Origin of the sequence: Alteromonas sp. S167, from assembly GCF_036864375.1 — a bacterium.
In the GTDB taxonomy this organism is placed as follows: domain Bacteria; phylum Pseudomonadota; class Gammaproteobacteria; order Enterobacterales; family Alteromonadaceae; genus Alteromonas.
On record NZ_JAZETR010000001.1, the window covers coordinates 26,853 to 52,851 of the forward strand.

The 25,999-nt window shown below is 43.8% G+C and carries 20 protein-coding genes; 11 read left to right on the forward strand and 9 right to left on the reverse strand.

Annotated features, from left to right (window positions below; all coding sequences use genetic code 11):
* The first annotated feature begins 31 nt into the window (after window positions 1-31).
* The 4 genes from V7R35_RS00110 to V7R35_RS00125 are packed head-to-tail and all read left to right on the forward strand — an operon-like array spanning window position 32 to window position 5,452.
* Window positions 32-2,947 (forward strand): methyl-accepting chemotaxis protein, encoded by a 2,916-nt coding sequence (locus V7R35_RS00110; RefSeq protein ID WP_334012470.1) that lies wholly within the window; start codon window positions 32-34, stop codon window positions 2,945-2,947.
* The gene (locus tag V7R35_RS00115; protein WP_334012472.1) at window positions 2,947-3,777 is read left to right on the forward strand and encodes a CheR family methyltransferase; all 831 of its coding nucleotides are present in this window, start codon (window positions 2,947-2,949) and stop codon (window positions 3,775-3,777) included. The genes V7R35_RS00110 and V7R35_RS00115 overlap by 1 nt, the downstream gene beginning before the upstream one ends.
* Before the next feature lie 8 nt (window positions 3,778-3,785).
* A complete protein-coding gene (gene cheD / locus V7R35_RS00120) occupies window positions 3,786-4,403 on the forward strand; it encodes a chemoreceptor glutamine deamidase CheD (RefSeq protein WP_334012473.1) in 618 nt (205 codons plus the stop codon).
* A 2-nt stretch (window positions 4,404-4,405) separates the two neighbouring features.
* Window positions 4,406-5,452 (forward strand): protein-glutamate methylesterase/protein-glutamine glutaminase, encoded by a 1,047-nt coding sequence (locus V7R35_RS00125; protein ID WP_334012475.1) that lies wholly within the window; start codon window positions 4,406-4,408, stop codon window positions 5,450-5,452.
* A gap of 54 nt (window positions 5,453-5,506) precedes the next feature.
* On the opposite strand, the gene V7R35_RS00130 is transcribed toward V7R35_RS00125, so the two are convergent.
* Window positions 5,507-6,085, reverse strand: coding sequence for a trypsin-like serine protease (locus V7R35_RS00130; RefSeq protein ID WP_334013243.1), 579 nt, complete (start codon window positions 6,083-6,085; stop codon window positions 5,507-5,509).
* A 170-nt stretch (window positions 6,086-6,255) separates the two neighbouring features.
* On the opposite strand from V7R35_RS00130, the gene V7R35_RS00135 reads away from it, so the two are divergent.
* Window positions 6,256-7,269, forward strand: coding sequence for a DMT family transporter (locus V7R35_RS00135; protein WP_334012477.1), 1,014 nt, complete (start codon window positions 6,256-6,258; stop codon window positions 7,267-7,269).
* A gap of 17 nt (window positions 7,270-7,286) precedes the next feature.
* On the opposite strand, the gene V7R35_RS00140 is transcribed toward V7R35_RS00135, so the two are convergent.
* From V7R35_RS00140 to V7R35_RS00150, 3 genes are read right to left on the reverse strand one after another with little or no spacing between them, the layout of a single operon-like run.
* Entirely contained in the window at window positions 7,287-8,021 is a 735-nt protein-coding gene (locus tag V7R35_RS00140; RefSeq protein WP_334012478.1) for a substrate-binding periplasmic protein, read from the reverse strand.
* A gap of 22 nt (window positions 8,022-8,043) precedes the next feature.
* Window positions 8,044-10,914, reverse strand: a complete 2,871-nt coding sequence (locus V7R35_RS00145) for an ATP-binding protein (RefSeq protein WP_334012480.1) — start codon at window positions 10,912-10,914, stop codon at window positions 8,044-8,046.
* Window positions 10,914-12,083, reverse strand: a complete 1,170-nt coding sequence (locus V7R35_RS00150; RefSeq protein ID WP_334012482.1) for an ABC transporter substrate-binding protein — start codon at window positions 12,081-12,083, stop codon at window positions 10,914-10,916. Before V7R35_RS00150 ends, V7R35_RS00145 begins: the two co-directional genes overlap by 1 nt.
* Before the next feature lie 312 nt (window positions 12,084-12,395).
* Here V7R35_RS00150 and V7R35_RS00155 point away from each other — a divergent pair, with 312 nt between their 5' ends.
* Window positions 12,396-12,890: a 3'-5' exonuclease gene (locus tag V7R35_RS00155; RefSeq protein WP_334012484.1), complete on the forward strand. Its 495-nt coding sequence runs from the start codon at window positions 12,396-12,398 to the stop codon at window positions 12,888-12,890.
* 25 nt (window positions 12,891-12,915) lie between these two features.
* Here V7R35_RS00155 and V7R35_RS00160 read toward each other — a convergent pair whose 3' ends face one another.
* Window positions 12,916-13,413, reverse strand: a complete 498-nt coding sequence (locus V7R35_RS00160) for a hypothetical protein (RefSeq protein WP_334012485.1) — start codon at window positions 13,411-13,413, stop codon at window positions 12,916-12,918.
* A gap of 294 nt (window positions 13,414-13,707) precedes the next feature.
* Complete coding sequence (gene metK, locus V7R35_RS00165; RefSeq protein ID WP_334012486.1) at window positions 13,708-14,853, reverse strand: methionine adenosyltransferase; 1,146 nt, start codon at window positions 14,851-14,853, stop codon at window positions 13,708-13,710.
* Between the two features lie 415 nt (window positions 14,854-15,268).
* Between metK and tkt the strand changes: the two genes are divergently transcribed.
* The 4 genes from tkt (at window position 15,269) to V7R35_RS00185 (ending at window position 20,716) form a co-directional block, all read left to right on the forward strand.
* Window positions 15,269-17,260 carry a transketolase gene (gene tkt / locus V7R35_RS00170; RefSeq protein ID WP_334012487.1) on the forward strand — a complete coding sequence of 664 codons (1,992 nt, stop codon included), beginning with the start codon at window positions 15,269-15,271 and terminating at the stop codon, window positions 17,258-17,260.
* 19 nt (window positions 17,261-17,279) lie between these two features.
* Window positions 17,280-18,290 (forward strand): erythrose-4-phosphate dehydrogenase, encoded by a 1,011-nt coding sequence (gene epd / locus V7R35_RS00175; RefSeq protein WP_334012489.1) that lies wholly within the window; start codon window positions 17,280-17,282, stop codon window positions 18,288-18,290.
* Window positions 18,291-18,438: 148 nt separating this feature from the next.
* Window positions 18,439-19,614 (forward strand): phosphoglycerate kinase, encoded by a 1,176-nt coding sequence (locus V7R35_RS00180; RefSeq protein ID WP_334012491.1) that lies wholly within the window; start codon window positions 18,439-18,441, stop codon window positions 19,612-19,614.
* Window positions 19,615-19,816: 202 nt separating this feature from the next.
* Entirely contained in the window at window positions 19,817-20,716 is a 900-nt protein-coding gene (locus V7R35_RS00185) for a fructose bisphosphate aldolase (protein ID WP_334012493.1), read from the forward strand.
* Window positions 20,717-20,807: 91 nt separating this feature from the next.
* Here V7R35_RS00185 and V7R35_RS00190 read toward each other — a convergent pair whose 3' ends face one another.
* A complete protein-coding gene (locus V7R35_RS00190) occupies window positions 20,808-21,257 on the reverse strand; it encodes a hypothetical protein (protein WP_334012494.1) in 450 nt (149 codons plus the stop codon).
* A 205-nt stretch (window positions 21,258-21,462) separates the two neighbouring features.
* Here V7R35_RS00190 and V7R35_RS00195 point away from each other — a divergent pair, with 205 nt between their 5' ends.
* Window positions 21,463-23,577, forward strand: coding sequence for a S9 family peptidase (locus tag V7R35_RS00195; RefSeq protein ID WP_334012496.1), 2,115 nt, complete (start codon window positions 21,463-21,465; stop codon window positions 23,575-23,577).
* Here the strand turns inward: V7R35_RS00195 and V7R35_RS00200 are convergent.
* Both V7R35_RS00200 and ppx read right to left on the reverse strand, forming a co-directional pair.
* Window positions 23,570-24,298 carry a substrate-binding periplasmic protein gene (locus V7R35_RS00200; protein WP_334012498.1) on the reverse strand — a complete coding sequence of 243 codons (729 nt, stop codon included), beginning with the start codon at window positions 24,296-24,298 and terminating at the stop codon, window positions 23,570-23,572. The genes V7R35_RS00195 and V7R35_RS00200 overlap by 8 nt on opposite strands.
* 132 nt (window positions 24,299-24,430) lie before the next feature.
* Complete coding sequence (ppx, locus tag V7R35_RS00205) at window positions 24,431-25,996, reverse strand: exopolyphosphatase (RefSeq protein ID WP_334012500.1); 1,566 nt, start codon at window positions 25,994-25,996, stop codon at window positions 24,431-24,433.
* Window positions 25,997-25,999: the final 3 nt, after the last annotated feature.

The following is a 25,999-nucleotide window of genomic DNA, read 5'->3' on the forward strand; positions in this document are numbered from 1 at the left end:
AACTAGCGCTACAAATATGATAGGTGATGCTATGGGTGTTTTTAATATATTTCATAATGAAGAGTTGGTGGCTGCTCAAAGCCTTTCTCGTTTTCAAGAGCAGGCGCTGAGCGAGAGTACGGCGTGTTTGATGCTAGTGGACGCATCGGGAACGATAACCTTTGCCAATAAAGCATTTAGACAGCTAGCGCAAGAGCACAGCGAACAGTTTTCTAGCGCGCTTCCCAATCTTAATTTTGAAGAATTGACCGGCACCTCAATTGCAGGCTTTTTTGCTAGTAGTAGAGAATTAAGCCAGCGGTATAGCACCTGTAATAGTAGCGACACCTTTTTACTGCCGGTCGACAACCTGTTGTTTACATTAAGGCTCACCACAATTAAAAGTGTTGAGGGCGAAAAACTTGGCACTATGGTGGAATGGATAAACGACCAAGAATTGCAGCATAAATCTGGCTTACTGGAGGGGCTCGACCGTTGCCAAGCCATAATCTCGTTTACTCCAGATGGCATTGTTGAAGATGCTAACGATAACTTTCTCAAAGTAACAGGTTATTCAAAAGAGGACATTGTCGGTAAGCATCATCGATTGTTTGTACTGCCAGATTATGGCGTGTCTGACGAATACAATCAGTTTTGGGAAGGGCTGAGAAATGGTGAACGCAGCAGCGGAGAGTACTGCCGCGTAGCAAAAAATGGTGACAAAATTTGGATCCAAGCCTCTTACAATCCTATCTATGACAAATTAGGCAAGATTGTACGCGTTGTTAAATTTGCTACCGACATCACATCGCAAAAGCGTAAGAACGCAGATTATGAAGGTCAGATTAACGCCATCGATAAATCGTTAGCTGTCATCGAGTTTGACTTAGATGGAGTGATTCAACACGCTAACGAAAACTTTTGTGCTACTACAGGCTATGACTTAAGTGAAATCCAAGGTCAACATCATAGTATGTTTGTTGAGCCCAATTACAAAATGAGCCCTGAATATTCGGCATTTTGGCGCGACTTGAAAAAAGGTGAGTTTAAGTCAGGCGAGTTTAAGCGAGTAAAAAAAGACGGTAGCGAGCTTTGGATCCAGGCGTCTTACAACCCTATTTTTGACGAGTTCGGTCAGCCCCAGAAAGTGGTGAAGTACGCATCCGATGTCACTGAACAAAAACTGCAAAATGCATTCAATACGGGGCAGATAGACGCTATCAGTAAGTCGCAAGCCGTCATCGAGTTCGACCCTAACGGCAATATCGTGACCGCTAACGATAACTTTTTAGCCACAGTGGGCTATGCACTAGACGAGATTCAGGGTAAACATCACCGCATTTTTGTTACCAAACAAGAGCGTGAATCTGAAGAATACCGAACGTTTTGGAAAAAGCTAGGTGAAGGGCAATTCTATTCAGGGGAGTTTCATCGTATTGCCAAAGATGGGTCTGACGTATGGATCCAGGCAACCTACAACCCCATTTTAGATATGAGTGGTAATGTTATAAAAGTGGTGAAATACGCCAGTAACATTACTGAACAAAAGGTTAAAAATGCTTATTTTAAAGGGCAGTTAGCCGCCATTGGTAAGTCACAAGCGGTCATAGAATTTAACATGGACGGCATTATTCAAGATGCCAATGAAAATTTCCTAAATACAGTAGGTTACACCTTAGAAGAAATTAAAGGTAAGCATCACAGTATGTTTGTCGACCCAGCTCACCGCGCAAGCCCTGAGTATGCTGCCTTTTGGGATGCATTACGCAGCGGCACCTACTCTTCTGGTGAGTACCGCAGAGTGGGCAAAAACGGCAAAGAAATTTTCATCCAAGCTACTTATAACCCAATTTTAGATCACAACGGTAAGCCCTTCCGCGTAGTTAAATTTGCTACTGACATCACAGGCCGAACTCAAGCAGTAGAGGAAATCAAGCATGTAATGACCAAGCTTACAGAGGGCGATCTTACCGTTAATATCGACCATGCATTAGACGGAGATTTTGCTGTCTTAGGCGAAGCAATAAACCAATTTATTAACGAAATGTGCAGTACAATCACCAGCATTAATGAAGCGGTAGAAACCATCAACGTTGCATCGGGCGAGATTGCGACTGGTAACGCCGACTTATCAAGCCGTACAGAGCAACAAGCGTCAAGTCTTGAAGAAACAGCGTCGAGCATGGAAGAGCTAACCGGAACCGTCAAGCTCAACGCTGAGAATGCCGAGCAAGCCAACGGTCTTGCAGCGCAAGCAAGTCAAATCGCTTCTCAAGGTGGTGAGGTTATCAGTGAAGTTGTGGATACCATGACACAGATAAATGACTCTGCTCAAGAAATATCAGACATTATCGGTGTAATTGATGGCATTGCTTTTCAAACCAATATACTCGCGTTAAACGCCGCAGTAGAAGCAGCACGCGCTGGTGAGCAAGGGCGAGGATTCGCAGTAGTTGCCTCTGAAGTTCGTAACCTAGCTCAGCGCTCTGCCGAAGCTGCGAAAGACATTAAAGAGCTTATTTCTGACTCAGTTAATAAAATCGCGAGCGGCAACGAACTAGTGGTGAAATCTGGTGAAACGATGGCCGAGGTTGTAACGTCAATTAAACGAGTCAATGACATAATGTCTGAAATCGCAGCGGCGTCCGCCGAGCAAGCCTCTGGTATCGAAGAAGTTAGTAAAGCCGTAGTTCAAATGGATGAAATGACCCAGCAAAATGCCGCACTGGTAGAAGAGGCTGCAGCTGCAGCTGATAGCCTTAAACAGCAATCATTACAGCTAAATGAAAGGGTTTCTGTTTTTGAAGTAGGTAAGGGGCTAAACAGAGACCAGCAGCATGTAGCAGCTCTTTCACATAATGACTTTCGTCAAACACAGCGCGCACCTGCAGCAACAATGCAACGAGTACCAGATACAAAGGTATTAACCCCCGCTATGCCTGACGATGCTGAGTGGGAGTCATTCTAATGACTGCGACGGTTTCAACACGAGAAAGCACAAGGGAGTTCGCCTTTGAGAAGGCGGACTTCAAAAACGTGCAGCAAATGTTGTTCAAAAAAGCAGGAATAAATTTATCTGATGCAAAAGAGGCAATGGTCTACAGCAGGTTGGCGCGAAGAATAAGGGCTAGTAATTTACGTAGCTTCAATGAGTATCTTACTTTAGTTAACAAATCTGAATCGGAATTAGAGCAATTTATTAATGCGCTAACCACGAACTTAACCTCCTTCTTTAGAGAGCCACATCACTTTACTGCGCTGGCAGATTATTTACGCCAGCATAACGTTACCAATATATGGTGCGCTGCCAGCTCTACTGGTGAGGAACCCTATTCAATTGCGATGGTAGTGGCTGAGGCTTTCGGCAGCTTTAAAACTCCGGTCAAGATCATTGCCTCAGACATAGATAGCAAAGTGCTATCAAAGGCCAAAGCCGGTGTTTACCCCTTAGCCTCGATAGCGAAAATACCTCAATACCGACAGAAACAGTTCTTTCATAAAGGCAAAGGTGCTAACGAAGGAAAGGTAAAAGTGGTCGACGAGCTTCGAAATATGGTGCAGTTCAAAAAGCTGAACCTTACCGATGCCAAGTGGGATATCAATGGTCCTTTGGACGTTATATTTTGTCGAAATGTAATGATTTATTTTGATAAACCCACACAGCTTAAAGTGCTCAAGAAAATGATCGGTATGCTAAAGCCTGCGGGGTTATATATGGCCGGACATTCTGAGAACTTTAATATGTACACAAATTTAGTGAGACCGGTGGGGAAAACTATTTATCGTCCTGTTGACTAGGAGATACTGTGGCGACCCCTAATTTTGAATTACCCATAAATTATTATGACAAGCGGTTTTCTAGGGAAGCGGTAAAACTGTTACCTGGGCAGTATTTTGCGACGTCTCAGGACAAAATGTTAGTTACGGTACTAGGCTCTTGTGTCGCCGCATGTTTGTTCGACCCTCATGCGGGAGTGGGTGGGATGAATCACTTTATGCTGCCCACAGTGAATAAATTGGCGGGTGAATTTGAACAAGTTCAAGGGATGGCGGCCAAGTATGGCGTCCATGCCATGGAAATTCTTATCAATGAGCTAGTTAAACTGGGGGCAAAAAAAGAACGGCTAAATGCAAAAGTATTTGGCGGGGGGAAGGTTGTACCTACCTTTGTGCAAAACGATGTGGGGAAGTTCAATGCAGAATTTGTGATGCAGTTTCTTGAAATTGAGGGAATACCAATCGTTGCGAGTGACTTGTGTGATATTTATGCTCGAAAAGTGTACTTCTTTCCAAGGAACGGTAATGTGCTAATGAAGCGCATTTACGAGCTTAATAATGCGACGATTATTGAACGTGAAAGCCAGCATCGATGGGAATTATCAAATCAAGCGCCAAGCGGCAGTATCGATTTATTTGAGGAGTAGTCATGACAATAAAAGTGTTGGTAGTAGATGACTCAGCGCTTATCCGCCAAATACTGAGCGAAATCATTAAAAGTGAGTCAGATATGACGCTGGTTGGTGCAGCACCAGATGCGTTTGTGGCCAAAAAGCTGGTGCTTGAGAAGTCTCCCGATGTCATAACGCTAGATATTGAGATGCCGAAAGTGGATGGCTTGCGTTTTCTCGAAGTACTTATGAATGCCAAGCCAACGCCAGTAGTAATGATTTCTACTCTGACAGAAAAAGGGGCAGAAGCGACCTTACGCTCACTGGAGTTAGGTGCGATTGATTTTGTTGCCAAGCCTAAAATTGGTGTAGCACAAGGTATGGCGGAATATCACGAATTAATCGTTGATAAAATTCGAACGGCGGCCCGTTCTAGAGTAAAGAAAGCGAAACCTGCTAAAGTCTCATCGGTTAATAAGGTTAGTTATTCAGGTACGGAAAAACTTATCGCAATCGGTGCCTCGACAGGCGGCACCGAAGCTATAAAAGAGGTATTACAAACATTCCCCGCAAATGCTCCTGCAACAGTAATTACTCAGCATATGCCAGCAGGCTTCACCTCTACTTATGCGCGGCGATTAGACTCTGTATGTCAAATGCAGGTAAAGGAAGCGAAAGGAGGCGAGCGTTTACTTCCCGGTCAGGCTTACTTGGCACCGGGCGATAAGCACATGGAAATTGAAAGGAGTGGAGCTGACTATCGCATCAGACTTAGTGATGGCCCCCGTGTATCGGGTCACAAACCCTCTGTTGACGTGTTGTTCAACTCACTTTGTAAAAGCGCTGGTAGCAATGCGATAGGTGTTTTATTAACAGGAATGGGAAGTGACGGTGCAAATGGACTTCTGGAATTGTTTAACGCTGGATGTGAGACATTTTGTCAAGATGAAGCGAGTTGCATTGTGTTTGGTATGCCGAAAGTGGCCATTGAAAAAGGCGCTGCGAAGCGTGTATTAAGTTTGGATGATATGGGTCAAGCCATTATGCAAACTGTAGAAAAACTCTCCGCAGGTAGTCGCTTATAATGAAATCAATACTTTTTGTATCATAATTATTTTAGCAGTGTGTTAGGTCTGTGGTTACAAAGTGCTGTTGGGCATAAAACCAATAGATGCACAAATTTGTGGCATTTTTTCCGGCGTCATCCCTGGCTGTAGAAAGGACTCCAATGAGCTAATTTTAGCCCGCTGAGTTTCGTTAGCGGCTATTACACTATCAACCCAGCCTGCGTGCACCGATACCCTAGTATAAAGCTCTTTCACGCCATATTCGGCAACGTCTTTAAACCAAGAGTCTGCTCTTGAGCTTACGCCAAGAAGGTAAAACTCATCATCTTGAAAAATAAAAGCAGGTCCGCCACTGTCACCGTTGCCAGAAACGCCCTCAAGCTCAACGCCTTTCTCGCCTTTATCAAATATAAACCGCAAATCTGACTTCGTAACTTTATCAACCTTGTTTTGTGCTTTTCTCAAGGTGCCATTGTTTTCCTTGTAACCAACGGTTTCTCCAGTTAAACCAGTTCCTGTGCCGCCGCTACCAATAAACCAAACCGTTTTACTAAGCTCATCACGTTCACGATAAAGCCTAGCGGGTAAAACACTGGTAACCGGTGTATTTAACTTAATCAACGCTAAATCATTCTTTTCACCAAGCTCAATTGTGGAGGCAGTGAGAAAGGAATGTACTAATAAATACTTTTAAGTTTAACTTCGCCTAATCTGCAAAGAATGACGTCTTAGGTGTTAAGTGCATTGCGCGCTCATCTTGTATAGTCGGAAAATACAAACAGCGCAGCAGCAGTGAAGCGCCTGAATAAAGAATTTACTGTATGAATAAAACACCTATCCACAAACATTCCCCCTTTTTAATCAAAGCTAATGCCAAGACGCATAACATTCCACAGCTTGGCGCGCTAGCTATTGTTGTTGCTAGTTTCTTATGGGGTTCTACTGGCACTGCCGCGCAATTTGTGCCCAGTATTAGCCCTTTAGCCATTGGTGCGTTCGCCATGGGCACTGCAGGAGTGTTGTTGTGTGTGTTTGCCTACAAGCAGCTTATGCGCGACCTTCATTTATTAAAGCGCAACCCCATCGTTTTTCTGCTTGGTGCGCTGTGCGTGAGCATCTATCCACTTGCCTTTTACTCATCAATGCGGCTCTCGGGTGTTGCCATAGGTACCGTAGTGTCAATTGCTAGTGCGCCGTTGTTTGCTGCTGTGTTGGAGTTTGTCATTGTGAAAAAGCCAGTATCTAAGACATGGGTAATTAGCTTTTGTTTTGGCGCAACAGGTGTGGTGTTCTTATCCATGGGAAAAAGTGAATTATTAAATTCAGCGCCTAGTGTGGCTTCAACAAATATAGCTTTTTCTAGTATAACGTCTTACAAAAATGAAAGAGTGTGGGGAATTGTGCTGGGGTTAATCGCAGGACTTACGTATGCGGGCTACTCGTTTGCAGCAAAATACTTTATTAACAATGGCGTTAATTCCAAGTCTGCCATGGCTTCACTTTTTGGTGCTGCCTCTTTACTGCTATTGCCGTCTCTTTTTTTTACTGGCGACCAGTTGTTTACATCCCCAATGAATGCGGCGGTTTCAGTATATATGGCCATTATTCCTATGTTTTTAGGCTATATGCTGTTTGGCTACGGCCTTAAAACAGTAGAGGCGAGCAGGGCTACGCTAATAACATTAATTGAACCTCTAGTGGCTACGCTGTTTGCGATATTGCTAATAGGTGAAACATTTAAGCTTATTGGTTGGCTTGGTATGTTCTTTGTGTGTGTATGTTTGTTCATTCAAACAGTGCGCTGGCCGCTAGCTAGGCCATTCAGTAACAACTAAGTTTAGACGTCAGAACATTACAACGAGAAGTCGCTGTATTTTTTTAGTATTGCCTGAATTTGTCCTGTAGCTTTCAAATGAGCAATGGCTTCATTGATTCGAGGAAGTTTATCTTTGTGGCGATTATGCACACGCAATGCTAGTTCACCTTGCGTGTGTATAGGGCCAATGGCTATCTCAATGCCATATTTAGATGACCAGTATCGTGAAGAGGCTTCTTCCATAATCATTACATCAATCCTTTTTCTGCCTAATGCGAGTAAAAGCGAGCTTTCAGAATCAAAGTCGAGGCGATCGAATTGGTCTTCATCAAAGTAAACATATCCTGAAATCGTACCTACAGGGTTGCCGTAAATAGTACTGACGTCGGCGTACTTTTCTTGGTTTTCGGGTAAAGTAATGAAATACTCTTTCACTGTTAATATGGCGTCAGAAAAAGAAAAGTTTCCAACAGGAGCATCTGGCGGTAGCCAACTTTGGCTAAAAAAGTCGAAGTCTAGCTTACCTGTATTAAACGCAATCATAGCGCGCTTAGTTGAAAGCATAACCTTTTCGGTTTTAATACCCGCGCGCTGCATAATTAGCGGTAAAATTTCAACTAAAATACCGGCACGATTTTCGTCTACAGCGTTTTCATAAGGAACCGAACTGCCAGAGGTACCTAAGTTGTATTTAAGGACAGTGTCTGTGCAATTACCCGTTATGGGCAAAAGACTTAATACGCACAATAATAACAACGCTCGTTTGTTCATAAATACACTACATCAGTACAACTTATAAATGGGGCTCGGTGGACATTTTGTTCTTTGCCCAATATTCCACCTTTTTAAGCAAGTCTTCTACCTCGAAGGGCTTACTTAAATAATCATTCATTCCGGCATCAACACATCGTTCTTTGTCACCTTTCATGGCATTTGCGGTAAGTGCAATGATAGGTACATCAACGTACCTGTCGCCGGCTTCCCCTTTTCTTATGCGTTTGGTGGCTTCAAAACCGTCCATTTGAGGCATTTGGCAATCCATTAAAATTACATCAAATGTAACTTTCATTTTATTAAGCGCTTCTAGTGCTTCCACACCTGACTTTGCACTCAGTGTGGTATGTTGCGACAAATGCTGTTTAACAATAATTTGGTTAATATCATTATCTTCGACAACCAAAATTTTCAGCTTTTTAGTCTCGCTACTTTGTTTTTGCTCGCTTAATAAAATAGGGGCTATCAATGCTTCTTCGGTATATTCCATATTTACCGTGAAATAAAATGTACTGCCTTCACCTTTTTTACTTTCAAGTGAAATGCTGCCACCCATTAATTCACATAGTTGTTTTGAAATTGATAAACCAAGTCCAGTACCACCGAATTCGCGCGTAGTAGATAAATCTTCTTGGGTGAATACATCAAAAATAGTCGACTGTTTATCTTCAGCAATACCAATACCGGTATCAATAACCTTGCAGTGAATTTGAATATCATTATTGTGCTGCTTTTCTAACTTGGTGTGTACTTCAATTGAGCCGCTGTCGGTAAACTTAATGGCGTTCCCGATAAGGTTAGAAAGAATTTGCCCAAAGCGAACTTCGTCACCTAACACAACATTGGTATTGTTAAGTTCGTTATTAAATTGAAGGGTTAAGCCTTTGTCATCGCACAACAGTGCAAATTGGTTTTCTATGGCGTGCAAAGACTTTGCGATATCAAACGGTGCATTTTCAATTTGGAGTTGACCCGCTTCAATTTTAGAAAAGTCTAAAATGTCGTTTACGATATGAAGCAGGCCTTGAATACTGAATTTTGCGAGCGATAAATAGTGCCGCTGATCGTCGTCTAATTTCGATGCTGCTAACAATTGCAGCACGCCTGAAATACCATGAATAGGTGTGCGTATCTCATGGCTCATGCTAGCAAGAAAACTAGATTTTAACCTTGCAGACTCTTCTGCTTTTTCTCGCGCGTCCTGCAAATATTGTTCGGTAAGGCGCTGTTGTGTGACATCTTGTTGGAACCCTATGTAGTGAGTCACTTCGCCGTTTGTTTTAACCGGTGTTAGGTTTAATCTGTTGTAAAATTCACTACCGTCTTTACGGTAGTTTAGTAGTGTTATGTCTATGGGCTCGCGCCGAGCTATGGCTTGCCTTACTTTATCTATCGACTTAGTGTCTGTTGAATTGCCCTGCATTGCTCTGCAGTTATGCCCAATTATTTCTTCACGGATGTAGCCGGTAAGCGCTTCAAACGCACTATTCACGTATATTACTGGCTGACCCACTCGGGTTATATCTGAAATGATAATGGAAACCGTAGCCTCATCCATCGCGTGTGTCAGTATTTGCACGTTGCTTTCAAGTGAGCGCCGCTCTGTCTCATCACTTCCGATATACATAGTGCCACGTTTGTCGCCAAATGAGTCGTTTAGCGAAGCCTTTGTCCAGCGAATAAATCTATCTTTACCCGTGGCTAAAGAAAAGTGGGTAAGCTCGTTAGAGGTATCTTCAGATAAGCGTTGAACGATAAATCTAGCGATATCTGACATCTCGCCATATTGATCTTCACAAAACTGATCGAAGCGTTTGTTCGACAGTAAGACAGCATTGTTCTTGTCTACTACCAACAGCATATCGCCCATCGATTCTAAAACATTCGAAAATTGTTCATTTGATAGCGAGGCTTCCGCGAGCTCATGCATAAGCTTGTCAAAAGCGTTTCTTATATCTGCCAGCTCTTGTGCTTCTTCGCTAGCTGATAAAGGCAGTGCACGCTGACCGTCGCGGGTTTTGTGTTTAATATCGTTATATAAGTTAGACAGTGTATTTTCCGCCAGCGCGCCTGTCTTTTTTACCATGTGCAAAATAATTAACACAAAGCCGATAATCATAACGGCAAGTACAACACCAATCCAAGCAACGCTTTTATACGCTGCGAAGGTTGGCTCAATACTGTATAGCGTTAGGTTTTGCCATGGCACACTTTCAAATGAGTAACCAGAATCATTGAAGTCAGACAATAACGTGTTAGGGGCAATCAGCGTTGGCTGACTACTGAAAAGTACAAGGCCTTGTGAGTCTGAAACAAGCTGATTGGTGAGTCGAGGATAAGAAGTTAGCAACGATTGCAGGCTATCTACATACATCACTAATGCACCTTCAGCCACACCGCCAAGTAATACAGGTACACTGATTAATACACCGTGTTTAGATACAGATGAAAACGTTGCTGACTCGCCTAACGTAAGTTGTCGCCATGTTTTTTCTAAATTATCGGGCAGCTCGGCTTGCCAGTTTTTGTCAATGATTTGGTTTCCCGCAAAATCGAATAAGGCAAATTCAACGTGAGGGGCTTGGGTAAGGTTAAGTGAGCGGAAAAACATGGGTAAATAGTTTCCGCGTTGTTCCATATCAACTAGCGAATTAATGATGATATCGTTGGCAGCAAGGTCAGCTAACTGGCGGGTGGTGTCATCCACTATATAGCTTAGGTCTTGCTGTAAGTCTTCAACTGACTGCTGTTGCAAAATTTGCGTTTGCTGAGATACAAAATGAAACGCCGCTGCAAACAAGGTGACAGAAAGCACCACGACCAACGCAATGAGTCGCGGCAACATATTTGTAAGTAATAGCTTCCTAAGTCTTGGAGGCGTTTTTTGCATTAACGGTCGTCCGTAGTGACCAATTGACCTTTATCATTGAATTTAGTCATAAAATAGTCATTTGACCACAACGCATCGTGCCTTTCTTTTGTAAACGGTGGAGAATATTGTTTCACAGCTCCCTCGAAAGTGGCCATTGTTTCTAATTTTTCGCGAACTGCACTTACTTGAACGCTATTTGCATCATTGGCCGCTTGCGCAACCATATGAGTAAGGTCGTATGCGTGCGCTAAACCCGTCACACCCTTGAAAGTAAGCGGGTCGTTTACACCATACCTATTTTGATACGACGCCAGTAACTGTTTAGCATTCTCGTTTTTTTGATGATTAAAATGAAATGTCTGAAGCACTGAAATGTCGAATTCACCAATTGGCTTATCTAGAAGAGAGGTAAATTCACCCGATGCTATACCCCAATGTGAAACAACCGGTGTCGATGTCATCCCCTGGGCTGCGAGTTCATTCATGACAACTGCGCCTTCAGGTACGTTAGTGACTAATATTATTGCATCAACGCTTTCATCTTTTATGGAAGAAATGTCTTCTGAAAAATCGGTTTGTTGCCAGTTTATCCAATGTACTGACGAAATTGTTATGCCCTGTTGCGAGACTGATTCAGTTAATGAGGCTAAATTTGAACGCCCCCATCCAGTTCGCTCTAAGACTAATGCAACACGCTTTATGGCACGTTTTTTCGCATAACCCACTAAAACGGTTGCGGCTTCAGAGTCTCGAACCGATACTCTAAATACATTGTTGGGGTTATGGTTGTTGTCTACTATTGGTGTACCTGCTGCCCAAGGCACTAGCATTAGCAGGTTTTTTTCGTGAATTATGTCTATTTCAGCTAACAGTACTGGCGTATGGACGCCACCTACGACTGCTAGTAGGTCAGGATTTTCGCTATATTGCTTTAAGTTGTGTATACCTCTTGCGGGGTTGCCTCTGTGGTCTTTTGTAACCAGTTTAAGCGGGCGGCCTAACACGCCTCCTTGTGCATTTATTTCTTCAACTGCAAGTTCTACTCCACGAGAAATAGCTACACCGCCATCTACGGCTACCGCTGATAAGTCAGCATCAACACCAATAACAAGCGGAGGTTGAGCACAATAAACGCTATGGCTTGTACAAAGCGTAAAGAGCAATAAAACACAAATTCGTAATCGCATAGTAACCGCTATCCATAACACAACACTGTAAGTGTATAGCATTGACGCATTTCTGTTAGTTTACCTACGTACTCCTTTAGTATAGCGCCAAGCTCCTTTGTCCTATCATGCGATAACAATAATTAGTTGTGCAAGGCCGAACTGGCACGATTCTCTCATACTTAAGTATAAACTATGCATACGGTAAGAGTATGTCAGCAGTAGAAGATGGCGTGAAATGTGCGGTACACAGTTACCTATGAAGTGTTAACTCTGTAGTCCATGACCACCGTTATTACTGTTTGTGAACATAAGTTATCTCTTGGAGTTAGGGTGCAACAAAAAACCTTGCCAACGATCATTGATGTTGAAGCCAGTGGGTTTGGCGCACAAAGCTACCCGATAGAAATAGGCATTGTGCGCTATGATGGTGCAAAATGGTGCAAGCTAATAAGGCCGTTTGATTCTTGGATGCATTGGGACAAGAACGCACAGGTGCTCCACGGAATTACTCGTGCAATGCTGCATGCTCGGGGGGCAGAGCCCATCAGCGTGTGTAATGAACTGAATGCGTTTTTAGGTAATACTTTGGTATACAGCGACGGGTGGGTGGTAGACAATCCATGGTTAATAAAGCTTTTCGCAGCTGCACAGGTAGAAATGACCTTTACCTGCCGAGCCCTAGAATATATTTTGTCGGAAGGGCAGATGAATGTGTGGCACGAAGTTAAAGCACAGCAGCTAGCAAAATTAGGTGTAAAACGTCATCGAGCTAGTGCAGACGCGTTGGTTATTCAACAAACCTATGCGCAAACTATGGGCTTGTAGTGCTCTTTCACTAGAATAAATCCCATCAGAATAAATAGTGTACTCCAAGCGATAATGCCATATTTTCTTCCTCTCCAATCTGCCTGTGCTCTAGCTCTACCGCCATATTTAAGCCGTTACTGTTACCTAAAAGCCAACCTAAACGCGTAAAGGTGCCTACATCATCAGGAATGTATAACCACTCTGCATAATGTTGATACGCGGTGATGTTTGCGTTGTAAGTGGCATACACTTTTTGAGGAAGTGATGTATCGAATTGTCGGCTAGCGCTAATGTAGCCTTGAGAGCCCGCAGGGTAGGTGAAGCTATTGTCGTAATAATGGGTTTCAGTTGTAGAGTGCAGTCTATAGCGGCTTTGTAAGTGCCAATTGGAAATCTTTTTACTTTTAAACTGAATAGGGTTGTTGTGTGTTGTAAACCAAGAGCCACTTGCAAAAGTAATGTCGCCGTCAGCGAAAACCGCTTTCGGAGAAAGAAGTACAGCGAAAATAAGTATTAAGCTAAAAGGAATGCTCGTTCTCATTATTGCAGCCCTAGTGTTTAGTGTGTTTCTTTCGCTTCAACCATCCCTGTTTCGATTTCCCACTTACTGTAAGTGCAAAGTGGTTTTATTATTTGAATAACGTGTAATGCGTGACGAATGCCTGCTACAAAAAACTGTGTCCTTTTAAAGCATAGTCCTAAAAGATCGATAGTGGAAAAAAACTTAACAAATTTCGTTGGATTTATTGATGTACGGTGAGTGTTGGCTGCCATTGTGGTGCTATAAAACAAAAAAAGCTGCCATTAGGCAGCTTTTTTACAGCGTATTCAATTCTTAAACTGACGCTTTTAACGCAGCAGCTTTATCGGTGGCTTCCCATGGGAACTCGTCGCGACCGAAATGACCATACGCTGCCGTAGGACGGTAAATAGGGCGTTCAAGGTCAAGCATCTTAATTAGACCATATGGACGTAGGTCGAAGTGTTCACGCACTAGTGCCACAAGTGTTTTTTCATCTACCACGCCAGTTCCGAAAGTATCGATACTAATTGACGTAGGCTCTGCTACACCAATAGCGTAAGACACCTGAATTTCACAGCGCTTAGCAAGACCTGCTGCAACGATATTCTTAGCAACATAACGGCCTGCATATGCCGCGCTGCGGTCAACTTTTGATGGATCTTTACCTGAGAAAGCCCCGCCACCATGACGTGCCATACCGCCATAAGTATCCACAATGATCTTACGACCTGTTAGGCCACAGTCGCCCATTGGACCACCGATAACAAAACGGCCAGTTGGGTTAATGTGAAAACGAGTATTCGCATCAATCCATTCGCTTGGAAGCACAGGCTTGATGATTTCTTCCATTACCGCTTCGCGTACTGTTTCAGTGCTTACTGAATCGCAGTGCTGTGTTGAAAGTACTACTGCGTCGATACCAACCGGCTTGTCGTTTTCATATTTAAACGTAATTTGGCTTTTCGCGTCTGGACGTAAAAAGTCTACTTTGCCAGTTTTTCGAACCTCAGCTTGCTTTTGAACAAGGCGGTGAGAATACGTAATTGGTGCAGGCATTAGCACGTCAGTTTCGTCGCTAGCATAACCAAACATTAGCCCTTGGTCGCCAGCACCTTGCTCTTCTAAGCTTTCGCGATCTACACCTTGATTGATATCAGGCGATTGTTTACCAATAGCGTTAAGGACTGCGCATGAGTCAGCGTCAAAGCCCATATCAGAATGAGTGTAGCCAATTTCCTTTACTGTATTTCGAGTCAATTCTTCAATATCGACCCAAGCTGAGGTGGTAACTTCACCACCTACTAAAACCATACCGGTTTTAACATACGTTTCGCAGGCCACCCGAGCGCGCGGATCTTGCTCTAAAATTGCGTCAAGAACCGCATCTGAGATTTGATCAGCAATCTTGTCCGGATGCCCTTCAGACACTGACTCGGATGTGAATAAATGCGTGGCCATAAATGCTCCGTAAGCGTTAATTTTTCAAAATAGTCGTATATTGTACTAAAACAAGTTATAAATACCAGTCTTTACTTCTAGACGTCTAAAAGTCTCTTCGTTACGAATAGTTGACAAAACCCGATCACTTTTGAGGTTTTTCATAAGCAAATAAAGAGAAAAATAATGAACTTAGTAGTAAAAAGAGCGCTGGCCATTTCCCCTAGCTTATAAACCATAGACTATATTTTGGATTTACTTTCAGTATTGGCATTGAAAAGCCATTGAACTGAAAGGTGGCATAGGTAAGAATAGCCCACACATTCAAAGCTACCGAGTAGTAAAGCTATAGCGGAACAACCAGTTTCACCGTTCCCAGTGCAATCCCGTCTTTTCGACTCGGTAGGAAGAGATACAAAATAAATCAGGAGACAACATGCCCTCTCGTCGTGAACTCGCCAATGCTATCCGTGCATTAAGCATGGATGCCGTTCAACAAGCAAAATCTGGTCACCCAGGCGCCCCAATGGGGATGGCTGATATCGCACAAGTATTGTGGGGTGATTTCTTATCACATAACCCTGCTAATCCATCGTGGGCTAACCGTGACCGTTTTGTGTTGTCTAATGGCCACGGCTCAATGCTGTTGTATTCACTACTTCACCTTTCTGGTTACGAACTGCCAATTGAAGAGCTAAAGAACTTCCGTCAGCTGCACTCAAAAACACCAGGCCACCCAGAGTATGGTTACGCGCCAGGTGTTGAAACCACTACAGGTCCACTAGGTCAAGGCATTAGTAATGCGGTAGGTATGGCACTTGCTGAGAAGGTACTGGCTGCACAGTTCAACCGCGATGGTCACGACATTGTTGACCACTTCACTTATGCCTTTATGGGCGATGGCTGCCTTATGGAAGGTATCTCGCACGAAACCTGTTCACTCGCCGGCACACTTGGTCTTGGAAAACTTATCGCGTTTTGGGATGACAACGGCATTTCAATTGACGGTGAAGTTGAAGGTTGGTTTACCGACGATACGCCTGCGCGCTTCAAGAGCTACGGCTGGGATGTGATTGAAGGCGTAGACGGTCATGATGCAGAGCAAGTAAAAGCGGCTATCGAGAAAGCGCAAGCTAACACTAAGCAGCCTACGCTTATTTGCTGTAAAACCACCATTGGATTTGGTTCGCCGAATAAAGAAGGAACCGAGTCTTGTCACGGTGCACCGCTAGGTGAAGATGAAATTGTAGCAACGCGCGAAAAGCTTGGTTGGACACACGGTGCGTTTGAAATTCCAGACAACATTTACGCGGGTTGGGACGGTAAAGCAAAAGGCGGCGAAGCGGAAAGCGCATGGAACGACGCTTTCGCAACATACGAAGCGGCTTATCCAGAGCTAGCAGCAGAGTTTAAACGCCGTGTTAATGGCGAATTACCCGCTGACTTCAGCGACAAAGCAGACGCTATTATTGCCGAGCTTCAAGCAAACCCGCAAAACATTGCTTCACGTAAGGCGTCGCAAAATGCATTAAACGCATTTGGACCGCTTCTACCAGAATTACTAGGTGGTTCTGCTGACCTAGCGGGCTCAAACCTAACTATTTGGGAAGGCAGTAAAGGCGTTGAAGCCAACGATGCATCGGGTAACTACATTTATTACGGTGTACGTGAGTTTGGTATGTCTGCCATGATGAATGGCATTGCGCTTCACGGTGGCTTTAAAGCCTATGGCGCTACTTTCCTTATGTTCATGGAATACGCGCGTAATGCAGTGCGTATGGCTGCACTAATGAAGCAGCCTGCAATTTTCGTTTACACCCACGATTCAATTGGTTTGGGTGAAGATGGCCCAACGCACCAGCCGGTAGAGCAGGTGGTTGCACTTCGCGCAACTCCAAATCTTGATAACTGGCGTCCATGTGACCAAGTAGAATCTGCGGTGTCGTGGAAGTCTGCAATCGAGCGTACAGACGGCCCAACAACCCTAATCTTTACGCGCCAAGGTCTTGCACAACAAGAAAGAACGGCTGCCCAAGTAGCTGACATTGCTAAAGGCGGTTACGTACTTAAAGACTGCGCTGGTACGCCTGAGCTAATACTTATTGCAACGGGTTCAGAAGTACAACTAGCTATTGAAGCGGCTGCGAAACTTACTGAGCAAGGTAAAGCGGTTCGTGTAGTTTCAATGCCATCTACCGACGTATTCGATCGTCAGTCTGCTGAATACCGTGAGAGCGTTTTGCCTTCTAATGTTGTCAAGCGTGTAGCGGTTGAAGCACTATCAAAAGATAGCTGGTACAAATACGTTGGCTTTAACGGTGCTATCGTGGGTATGGATACGTTTGGTGAGTCTGCACCAGCAGGCGATTTGTTCAAGCACTTCAACATTACCACTGACGCTGTAGTAGAGGCTGCACTTTCTCTGTAAGAGGTAAATAAATAAGCCTATGGTAAATATTGCCATTAATGGGTTTGGTCGTATTGGTCGCAATGTGTTGCGCGCACTGTATGAAAGTGGGCGCAATAACGAGTTTAACGTTGTGGCCATTAACGACATTGCAAAACCTGAAGGCATAGCACATTTGCTTAAATACGATACCGCCCACGGGCGGTTCCGTTTTAATGTGGCCTTAGAAAATAACACGCTGAATGTGGCGGGTGACGATATTGCATTGCTTGCCATAAGCGATATTAAAGACCTACCTTGGAAAGACTTAGGCGTTGATATTGTGCTTGAGTGTACGGGAAAGTTCGACGATAGAGTGTCTGGTCAAGCGCACTTAGCTGCAGGGGCAGGCAAAGTACTGTTCTCTTCCCCAGGCTCTCCCGATTTAGATAATACGGTTATTTTTGGTACTAACGAAGACACGTTGACCAGTGAACAAAAATTAGTCTCCAACGGTTCTTGCACCACAAATTGTATTGTTCCTGTTATACAGGCGTTAGACGCAGCGTTTGGTGTCGAAAGTGGTACGATCACCACAATTCACGCCTCTATGCACGACCAACAGGTTATCGATGCATACCATGAAGATTTGCGCCGAACACGTGCAGCAAGTCAGTCAATCATTCCTGTTGATACTCGCCTTGCTGCCGGTATAGAGCGCATTCTGCCTAAGTTTGCCGGTAAATTTGAAGCTATTGCGGTACGCGTGCCTACTATCAACGTAACGGCAATGGATTTGAGTGTAACGTTAAATACTGAAGTGACTATTGACCAAGTAAACCAGGCGTTAAAAAAGGTAAAGGCAGGACGATTGCAGGGTATTTTGGACTATACCGAAGAGCCACTAGTGTCGGTAGATTTTAATCATGACCCGCACTCGTGTATTGTTGACGGAACACAAACAAGGGTTAGTCACAAGCAGCTGGTAAAAACGCTGGTGTGGTGTGACAACGAATGGGGTTTTGCAAACCGTATGCTCGATACCGCTAAAGCAATGTTCGAAGCACAGTAAAGCATTGATGCTGCCAAGGGTTGGTAGCGCCAGCCCGCGCAGCTTTCACAGTTAATTCGCGCGTACCATTTTGAAGCGCTATGACGCTATATCATGCACCGTTTTGGTTTGGTACTCGCAACATATTTTAGATTAACAAGGAAAGACGATGGCAATTCCAAGCATGAACGATATGGCCCTAAAAGGTCAGCGCGTTCTAATTAGACAAGATTTAAACGTACCGGTAAAAGACGGTAAAGTTACCTCAGATGCTCGCATCAAAGCATCAATTCCAACCATAAAAGCAGCGCTAAACGCTGGTGCAGCTGTGATGGTAATGTCTCATTTAGGTCGCCCAACTGAGGGTGAGCCAGCCGAAGAGTTTTCACTTCAGCCAGTAGTCGATTATCTCAACGACGCGCTTGATGTGCCGGTAAAGCTAGTTAAAGACTATCTTTCTGGCGTTGAAGTAGGTGAAGGAGAGCTAGTAATTCTTGAAAACGTACGCTTTAACAAAGGCGAAAAGAAAGACGATGAAACACTCGCCAAGCAGTATGCTGCGCTGTGCGACATTTTCGTTATGGATGCGTTTGGTACAGCGCACCGTGCGCAGGCTTCTACTCATGGTGTTGCCAAATTTGCACCTAAAGCGTGTGCTGGTCCATTGCTTGCTGCTGAATTAGATGCACTAGGTAAAGCGCTAGACAACCCTAAGCGCCCTATGGTTGCCATTGTTGGTGGTTCGAAAGTATCTACCAAGTTAACGGTACTTAAAACGTTAGCTGAAAAAGTAGATCAGCTGATTGTTGGTGGTGGTATTGCCAACACCTTTATTGCTGCTCAAGGTCATAATGTCGGTAAATCGTTAGTTGAAATGGACTTAACCGAACAAGCTACACAGCTAATGAGCGAAGCGCAGGCAAACGGCGGCAATATTCCAGTACCTACTGACGTTGTTGTAGGTAAAGCATTTGATGAAAATACTGAAGCTACGCTTAAAAACGTAGGTGATGTGGCTGACGACGATATGATTTTTGATATTGGTCCGAACTCATCTAAGGCATTGGAAGACATTATTAAAAACGCGGGTACTATTGTTTGGAATGGTCCTGTAGGCGTGTTTGAGTTCGAACAGTTTAGTGCAGGCACAAAGGCGCTTTCTGAGGCCATTGCTGCAAGCGATGCTTTCTCTATTGCTGGTGGTGGTGATACACTCGCCGCGGTAGACAAATACGAAATTGCAGATAAAGTGTCTTATATTTCAACCGGCGGTGGTGCATTCCTTGAATTCCTAGAAGGAAAAACACTGCCAGCGGTGGCGGTACTAGAAGAAAAAAACAAATAAGCTACGTGCAAGCTACGCAAAAAATAATAAAAAAGCGAAAAGCATAACGCTTAAGAACAACGAGCAGCGCTTTCAACAGCATTAAAAGCGCTGCCGTGCTACTTGAAATGGTAGCAACAGCGATACATTGACGTAAGGCTGAAAAGAATTATAAACCCTACACCTGTCGTTAAACGGCAGTAAATACAAAAGGAGTGTTGCCATGGCATCACAAGCTCAGCAAGCAATGCTGGATAAACTGAAAACGCAAACTGGTTTTATTGCAGCCCTAGATCAAAGCGGTGGCAGTACACCAAAAGCGCTTCGTCTTTATGGCATCGAAGAGTCTGCTTACGGCTCGGACGAAGAGATGTTCAATCTTGTTCATGAAATGCGTACTCGCATTATTACCAGCACCCCTTTTAGCGGCGAGCGTGTTTTAGGCGCTATCTTGTTTGAAAATACACTCGATAGAGAAATTGAAGGCATGTCTTCTGCACACTTCCTGTGGCAAAAGAAGCGTGTTATTCCTTTTTTGAAGGTTGATAAAGGTCTTGCTGAAGAAAGCAACGGTGTTCAAGTGATGAAGCCGATGCCAGCACTAGATGCGTTGCTAGCTAAAGCAGTAGCACAAGATGTTTTTGGCACCAAGATGCGAAGTGTTGTAAAGCTTGCTAATCATCAAGGTATCAAAGATGTGGTTGCGCAGCAGTTTGAAGTTGGTAAACAAATTTTAGCTGCGGGCCTTGTTCCCATTATTGAACCTGAAGTGGATATTCACAGCCCACAAAAGGCAGAAGCAGAAGCACTACTTAAATTGGAAATTCTTACGCAGCTTAACCTGCTTAACGAAGGCCAGGAAGTCATGCTAAAGCTTACTATTCCTAACGAAGCGAACTTCTACAAAGAGCTAGTTGATCATCCTCGTGTGCTTAAAGTTGTGGCACTGTCTGGTGGTTATAGCCGCGACGATGCAAACGCTAAGCTTGCTGAAAACCAAGGTATGATAGCGAGCTTCTCTCGCGCATTAACCGAAGGTGTGTCTGCACAGCAAACTACAGAAGAATTTGAAGCAACGCTAGATAGCGCAATTGAAGCCATTTATCAGGCATCTAAATCGTAACTACCTGTTCGCTTGTAATAAAAAAGAGAGCTATTGCTCTCTTTTTTTGTCGCTTATTTTGGGGAGCTAATATTCTTTTTAATTCGAATAACTAGCGACTGAAATTGAACCGCTCAAAAAAATGTTCCGCTTCGTTTCGGTTAAAAGCAAATCCGCGCTGCTTTATGTTGTCTAGCGCTTCACACAAAGAGCGATAAAACGCAAAATTAACCCCTGCGAGTTCATAACATTGCTGAATTTGTTGTTTTGTAGTGCGCTCAATATCTGTATCTAAAACCACAACAGCAAGAAATGACAAGCCTTTTTCTTTTCTCTTGTGTGTTTGCTTTACGAAAATATCGAAAGTGCTAGGCGGCATTAAACTCTCACCATATAAACAGCTTAGCTGTGCCCAGGGCTTACCGTCGGTTATTGATGCAATGTGACGGCCTATTTTTACAGTACCGTTTTTCATGGTGACATCATTCCACGGGCCCCTTCCAGAAAACTGAAGAAGCTGCTGATTTAATGCACTTTCAAATTCGCCATGAGGGTTTAACATTTCGGACTGTGAGTTATTTTTACCATTTCGCTAACACTAACATTTATGCAATAGACAGCAATTAGTCAATAGGTTGAAAAATGTGCACGCGATTTTTGTATAGGTTAACGTGATTAATCGCTTATAACAGTAGTCTTAGCGTATTTTTTAAACATATGATTCTTATCAATTACTATAACGGTAAAAATAAAATCAGAGGTTGCACATGTCTTTACCAATAAAAAAACAAGTATCAATAATAAAACCTTTATTCCTGATACTAACCTGTGTTTTCGGCGCAAGCGTAACAACAGTAAACGCCCAAGACGCTATAGATAAAGAAGATAATAAGCACCTTTTCCAGTCGGAAGATATTTTTAACTTAGAGTATGTCAGTGAAGCGCGCGTTTCGCCAAATGGTAAAGACGTTGCTTATGTTAGACGATCAAACGACATAATGACTGACAGCACGCGTTCAAACATCTGGCTCGTATCTGTAGATGGGAAAACCCATAGGCCACTATTATCTTCGAAGAAAAACTATTACTCGCCACGTTGGTCTCCAGATGGAACTCGACTTGCTTATTTGTCTAATGAAGAAGGAAAGCCACAGCTATACATTCGCTGGATGGACACAGGGCAAACTGCGCTTGTTACTAACGTAACATCGTCGCTTAGCAATATAACGTGGTCGCCTGACGGAAAATCTATTGCTTTTACCATGAGCGTAGATGCCGATGAAAAGCCACTTAAAGTCGAGATGCCGAAGAAGCCAAAAGGCGCAAAGTGGTCAGAAAAATTTCAGTACATTACCAAAGCAAGGTATCAAGCTGACGGCAGAGGTGTGTTAGAGCCTGCTTACACCCATATCTTCATTGTACCCGCATACGGTGGCACGGCTCGCCAACTTACCTCGGGTAATTACCATCACAAGGGTAGCTTTAGTTTTACGCCAGATGGTGAGCGAATCTATTTTTCAGCAAATCGCAGTGAAAACTGGGAATATGAACCTGTAGAGGCTGACATTTTCACCGTTGATATGCAGGGAAGTATTGAGCAAATCACACAGTTCGCAGGGGCTGAGACATCACCTGTGGTGTCGCCAGATGGCAAGCGTGTAGCGTATTCACGTAGAAGTGATGAAAAGGTGATGTACAAAAACACATATCTTTACGTGATGAACGCTGATGGGAGTGAACATAAAAACCTAACTCAAGATATTGATAATTCAGTGTCTAATGCAATCTGGAAAGACAATAAGAATCTCTACTTCCAGCAGTCTGTTCGTGGACTCGCACAAGTTGATCTGGTGTCTCTTTCTGGCAAAGTTAAAAATATCGCTAAAGGTTTAGGTGGTACAACGCTTGGCAGGCCTTATGTTTTCGCTAACTATCATGCGGCCGACGGTGTGGTTGCTTACACTAAAGGGCGTACCGACCGTCCTGCAGACCTATTTGTAACGGCACGTAAAACGAAGCAGCTTACCCAACTAAACGAAGATGTACTTGGACACAAAACACTGGGTGAAGTAAAAGAAATTGTTTATAAGTCAGCTATCGACGGTGAAGAAATTCAGGGTTGGTATATTCTTCCGCCTAACTACGATAGCAGCAAGAAATACCCGTTAATTCTTGAAATTCACGGAGGGCCAAACCTGGCTTACGGACCGGTATTTACTGCTGAGCTTCAGCGTATGGCAGCAGAAGGCTACGTGGTGTTTTATGATAACCACCGAGGTAGCACAGGCTATGGTGAACGCTTTGCACTGCTGTTACAGGGTAAATACAGCTCTGAGTATGATTTTTCAGATCATATGTCGGGTATTGATGCTCTAATTGAAAAAGGTATTGTCGATGAAGAGCAGCTCTACATTACAGGTGGTTCTGCTGGTGGTATCGCTTCTGCTTATGCCATTGGTTTAACGAATCGATTTAATGCAGCCGTTGTGGCTAAACCCGTTATCAACTGGCTTTCAAAAGTACTCACTGCCGATTCTGGCCTATACCAAATACCATTTCAGTTTCCAGGTAAGCCTTGGGACAACGTCGAGCATTATTGGAAGCGCTCTCCGTTATCTTTAGTGGGAAATGTGACTACGCCCACTATGCTGATAACGGGTGTTGATGATAAACGTACGCCGATGTCTGAAACCGAACAGTTCTATCAAGCACTGAAACTGCAAAAAGTTGATACGGTTTTAGTAAAAGTGCCAGGCTCTTCACATGGCATTGCGGCGAAGCCATCAAGAATGATTGGAAAAGTTGAAAATATTTTGGCGTGGTTTAAAAAGTATTCACCAAAAGCCGCTAAAGAAGAAAGTGGTCAAATAGGTACTAATTGATAAAACGTTGACCGTCTTGTTCTAGAGTTGCTGGTGGGGCTGAATGCAAAGGACTCAGTCCCCACTTCATCATGATACGTTGGTATTCACCATTCTCTTTAAGCTGCTGAAGCGCGTTCTTAATTGCAATAACTTCGTTTGATGTGGTTTCCAGACCAGTGGCCATATGAAGCTCTGATTTTGACATATCAAGTTCAAATGCTTTTACCGATTTATCCGCAGCATAACCTGCCGCTTCAATTTCATAGCGGCTGGTTGCAAAACCTGTCGCCGCATAATCGATTCGCTCGCTATAAAGCAGGTTCCATAGCTGTTGCGGTTCAGTGACTAAAATAAGATTTTCATTCTCTTTAAAACCTTGCTTAGTTAAGTACCCGGCTGCACCGTACCCGCGTATAGAACCAACTCGTTTCGATTTAACCTCTTCTAATGTTGCTATTTCCTCATTAGCGTTATGCGCCAAACCTATTAATGATGCATTAACGGTAGTAATTGCACCCAGCCAATGAAACTGCGAGCTTCGCGCCGGCGACTTTAATAAGGTGAGCAGCACAATATTGGGCTTGTTTACTGCTTCTTTGTAAGCTCTCGCCCACGGCATGTGCTCTAACGTGCTTGAAAAGGGAAGAAGGGGTTTCATAGCTTCGGCTAAGTCAACATTCGCACCTTGCGGCGCGCCGTTTTCGTCTAGCCAATAAAAAGGTGCAACAAGTTCGCTCACAAAACAGATGCTCGGTTGATGTGCATGCGTATTGAAACTTAACAGCGCCACCATAAAACAGAAAAAACTAGTACGTTTCACTGTGCAATGTCCTTAAACCTCAAGAGATACGCCACGACATCTACGTAATTGTTATGCGTCATTTAACGGGTGTAGTGTTGTGATATCAGGTATGACTTCAAGGGTCAAATCAAGTGCTTTCCAATAATCACTTTCTCGCAAAAGATCTGCGGATATTATCGGTTTTTCGTCTAACCAGCCGTCTGGGAAAGTGAGTGTAAGTGCACTTTTGTTAACATCTACATTAATGTCTGGGATAAAGCCTTCTTGCCGCTTAATGTTAAGCAGCACGCCTAGGCGCAGTAAGGCAATTAGCCGTTTTACAGCTTGATGATCAAAAAGGTTAAAACTAGGAAGGTCGTTTATGCGAATTTTCTTCCTGTGAAAGCGCACCAGTGTGGATAGCAAAAGTTGTTGCTCTTGCGTGAAGCCTGGCATGTCCACGTTGGCAAGAATATAAGCACTATGCTTTTGTATACCGCGAGAGTTTATTTGCATACCTACTTCATGTAGCAATGCAGCCCAACCTAGCATGCTCTTAAAGTCCGTGCTTTTAAGCTTCCATGTTTTTTGTACTTCTGCAAAAAGCATCAACGTTGTATTTAGTACCATGGTGGCTTGTGACGTATCCACATCGTAGCGTGTTGCCAAACTGCTGGCCGTTCTTCCTCGAATATCGGCGTGATGTAGTTCATCTTCCATTTGATAAAGCACGCCTTCGCGCAATGCGGCAGGAGAATAAACTAGCCCTTCAATTTCTAACGCCTTAAAAACAGCTATTAAAATAGCTAAACCACCTGCAATCACTGCACGGCGATCTTCGCTTAAGTCCGGGTAATCAAGTTTGTCTACGTGCCCAGCGCTAACAAACTGCTTCATAAGGTTGCGTAGGCTTTTCAGGGTAACAGGAATGTCGTGACCGTTAGGACGGTCTTGCTGACACAAGGTGAACAACGAGCGAATGGTGCCAGAGGTACCTATACATTGAACCCAGCCCAAACGACGGTATTTGTTATCAATCATTTCTAACTGCTGTTCAGCAGCAGTAATGGCTTGGTCGAATGCTTTGTTTTTAAGTTCGCCACTTGCAAAAAAACGCTTGGTGTAGCTAACACAGCCCATTTGTAAGCTTCTGCATATTAGTGGATTAAAGCCTTCACCAATAACAAATTCGGTTGAGCCACCGCCAATATCCACAACCAGCTGTTGTCCGTCAGAATAATTAGTGTGTGCAACACCAGAGTAAATAAGACGTGCTTCTTCTACGCCCGAAATAACTTCAATAGGGTAGGGTAGTATGTCTTTCGCCGCATTAATAAAGTCGCGAGCGTTTCGCGCTTTACGCAGTGTGTGTGTTGCTACAATGCGCACCGAGTCAGGTTCGAAGCCTTTTAAGCTTTCGGCTACTACTTTTAACATGGCAAGGCCGCGTTCCATGGCCTCGTCAGACAGTACATCTTGGTCGTTTAACCCTTCGGCTAATCTAACTTTCTGTTTTACTCTGTGCAGTATTTGTACCGACCCAGCAACAATACGTGCAACCACTAAATGAAAGCTATTCGAGCCAATATCAAGCGCGGCTACTTTACTTACTTCTCGTGTTTCCACGTCGTTAAAAACAGATTCGTGCTGGGTCATGTA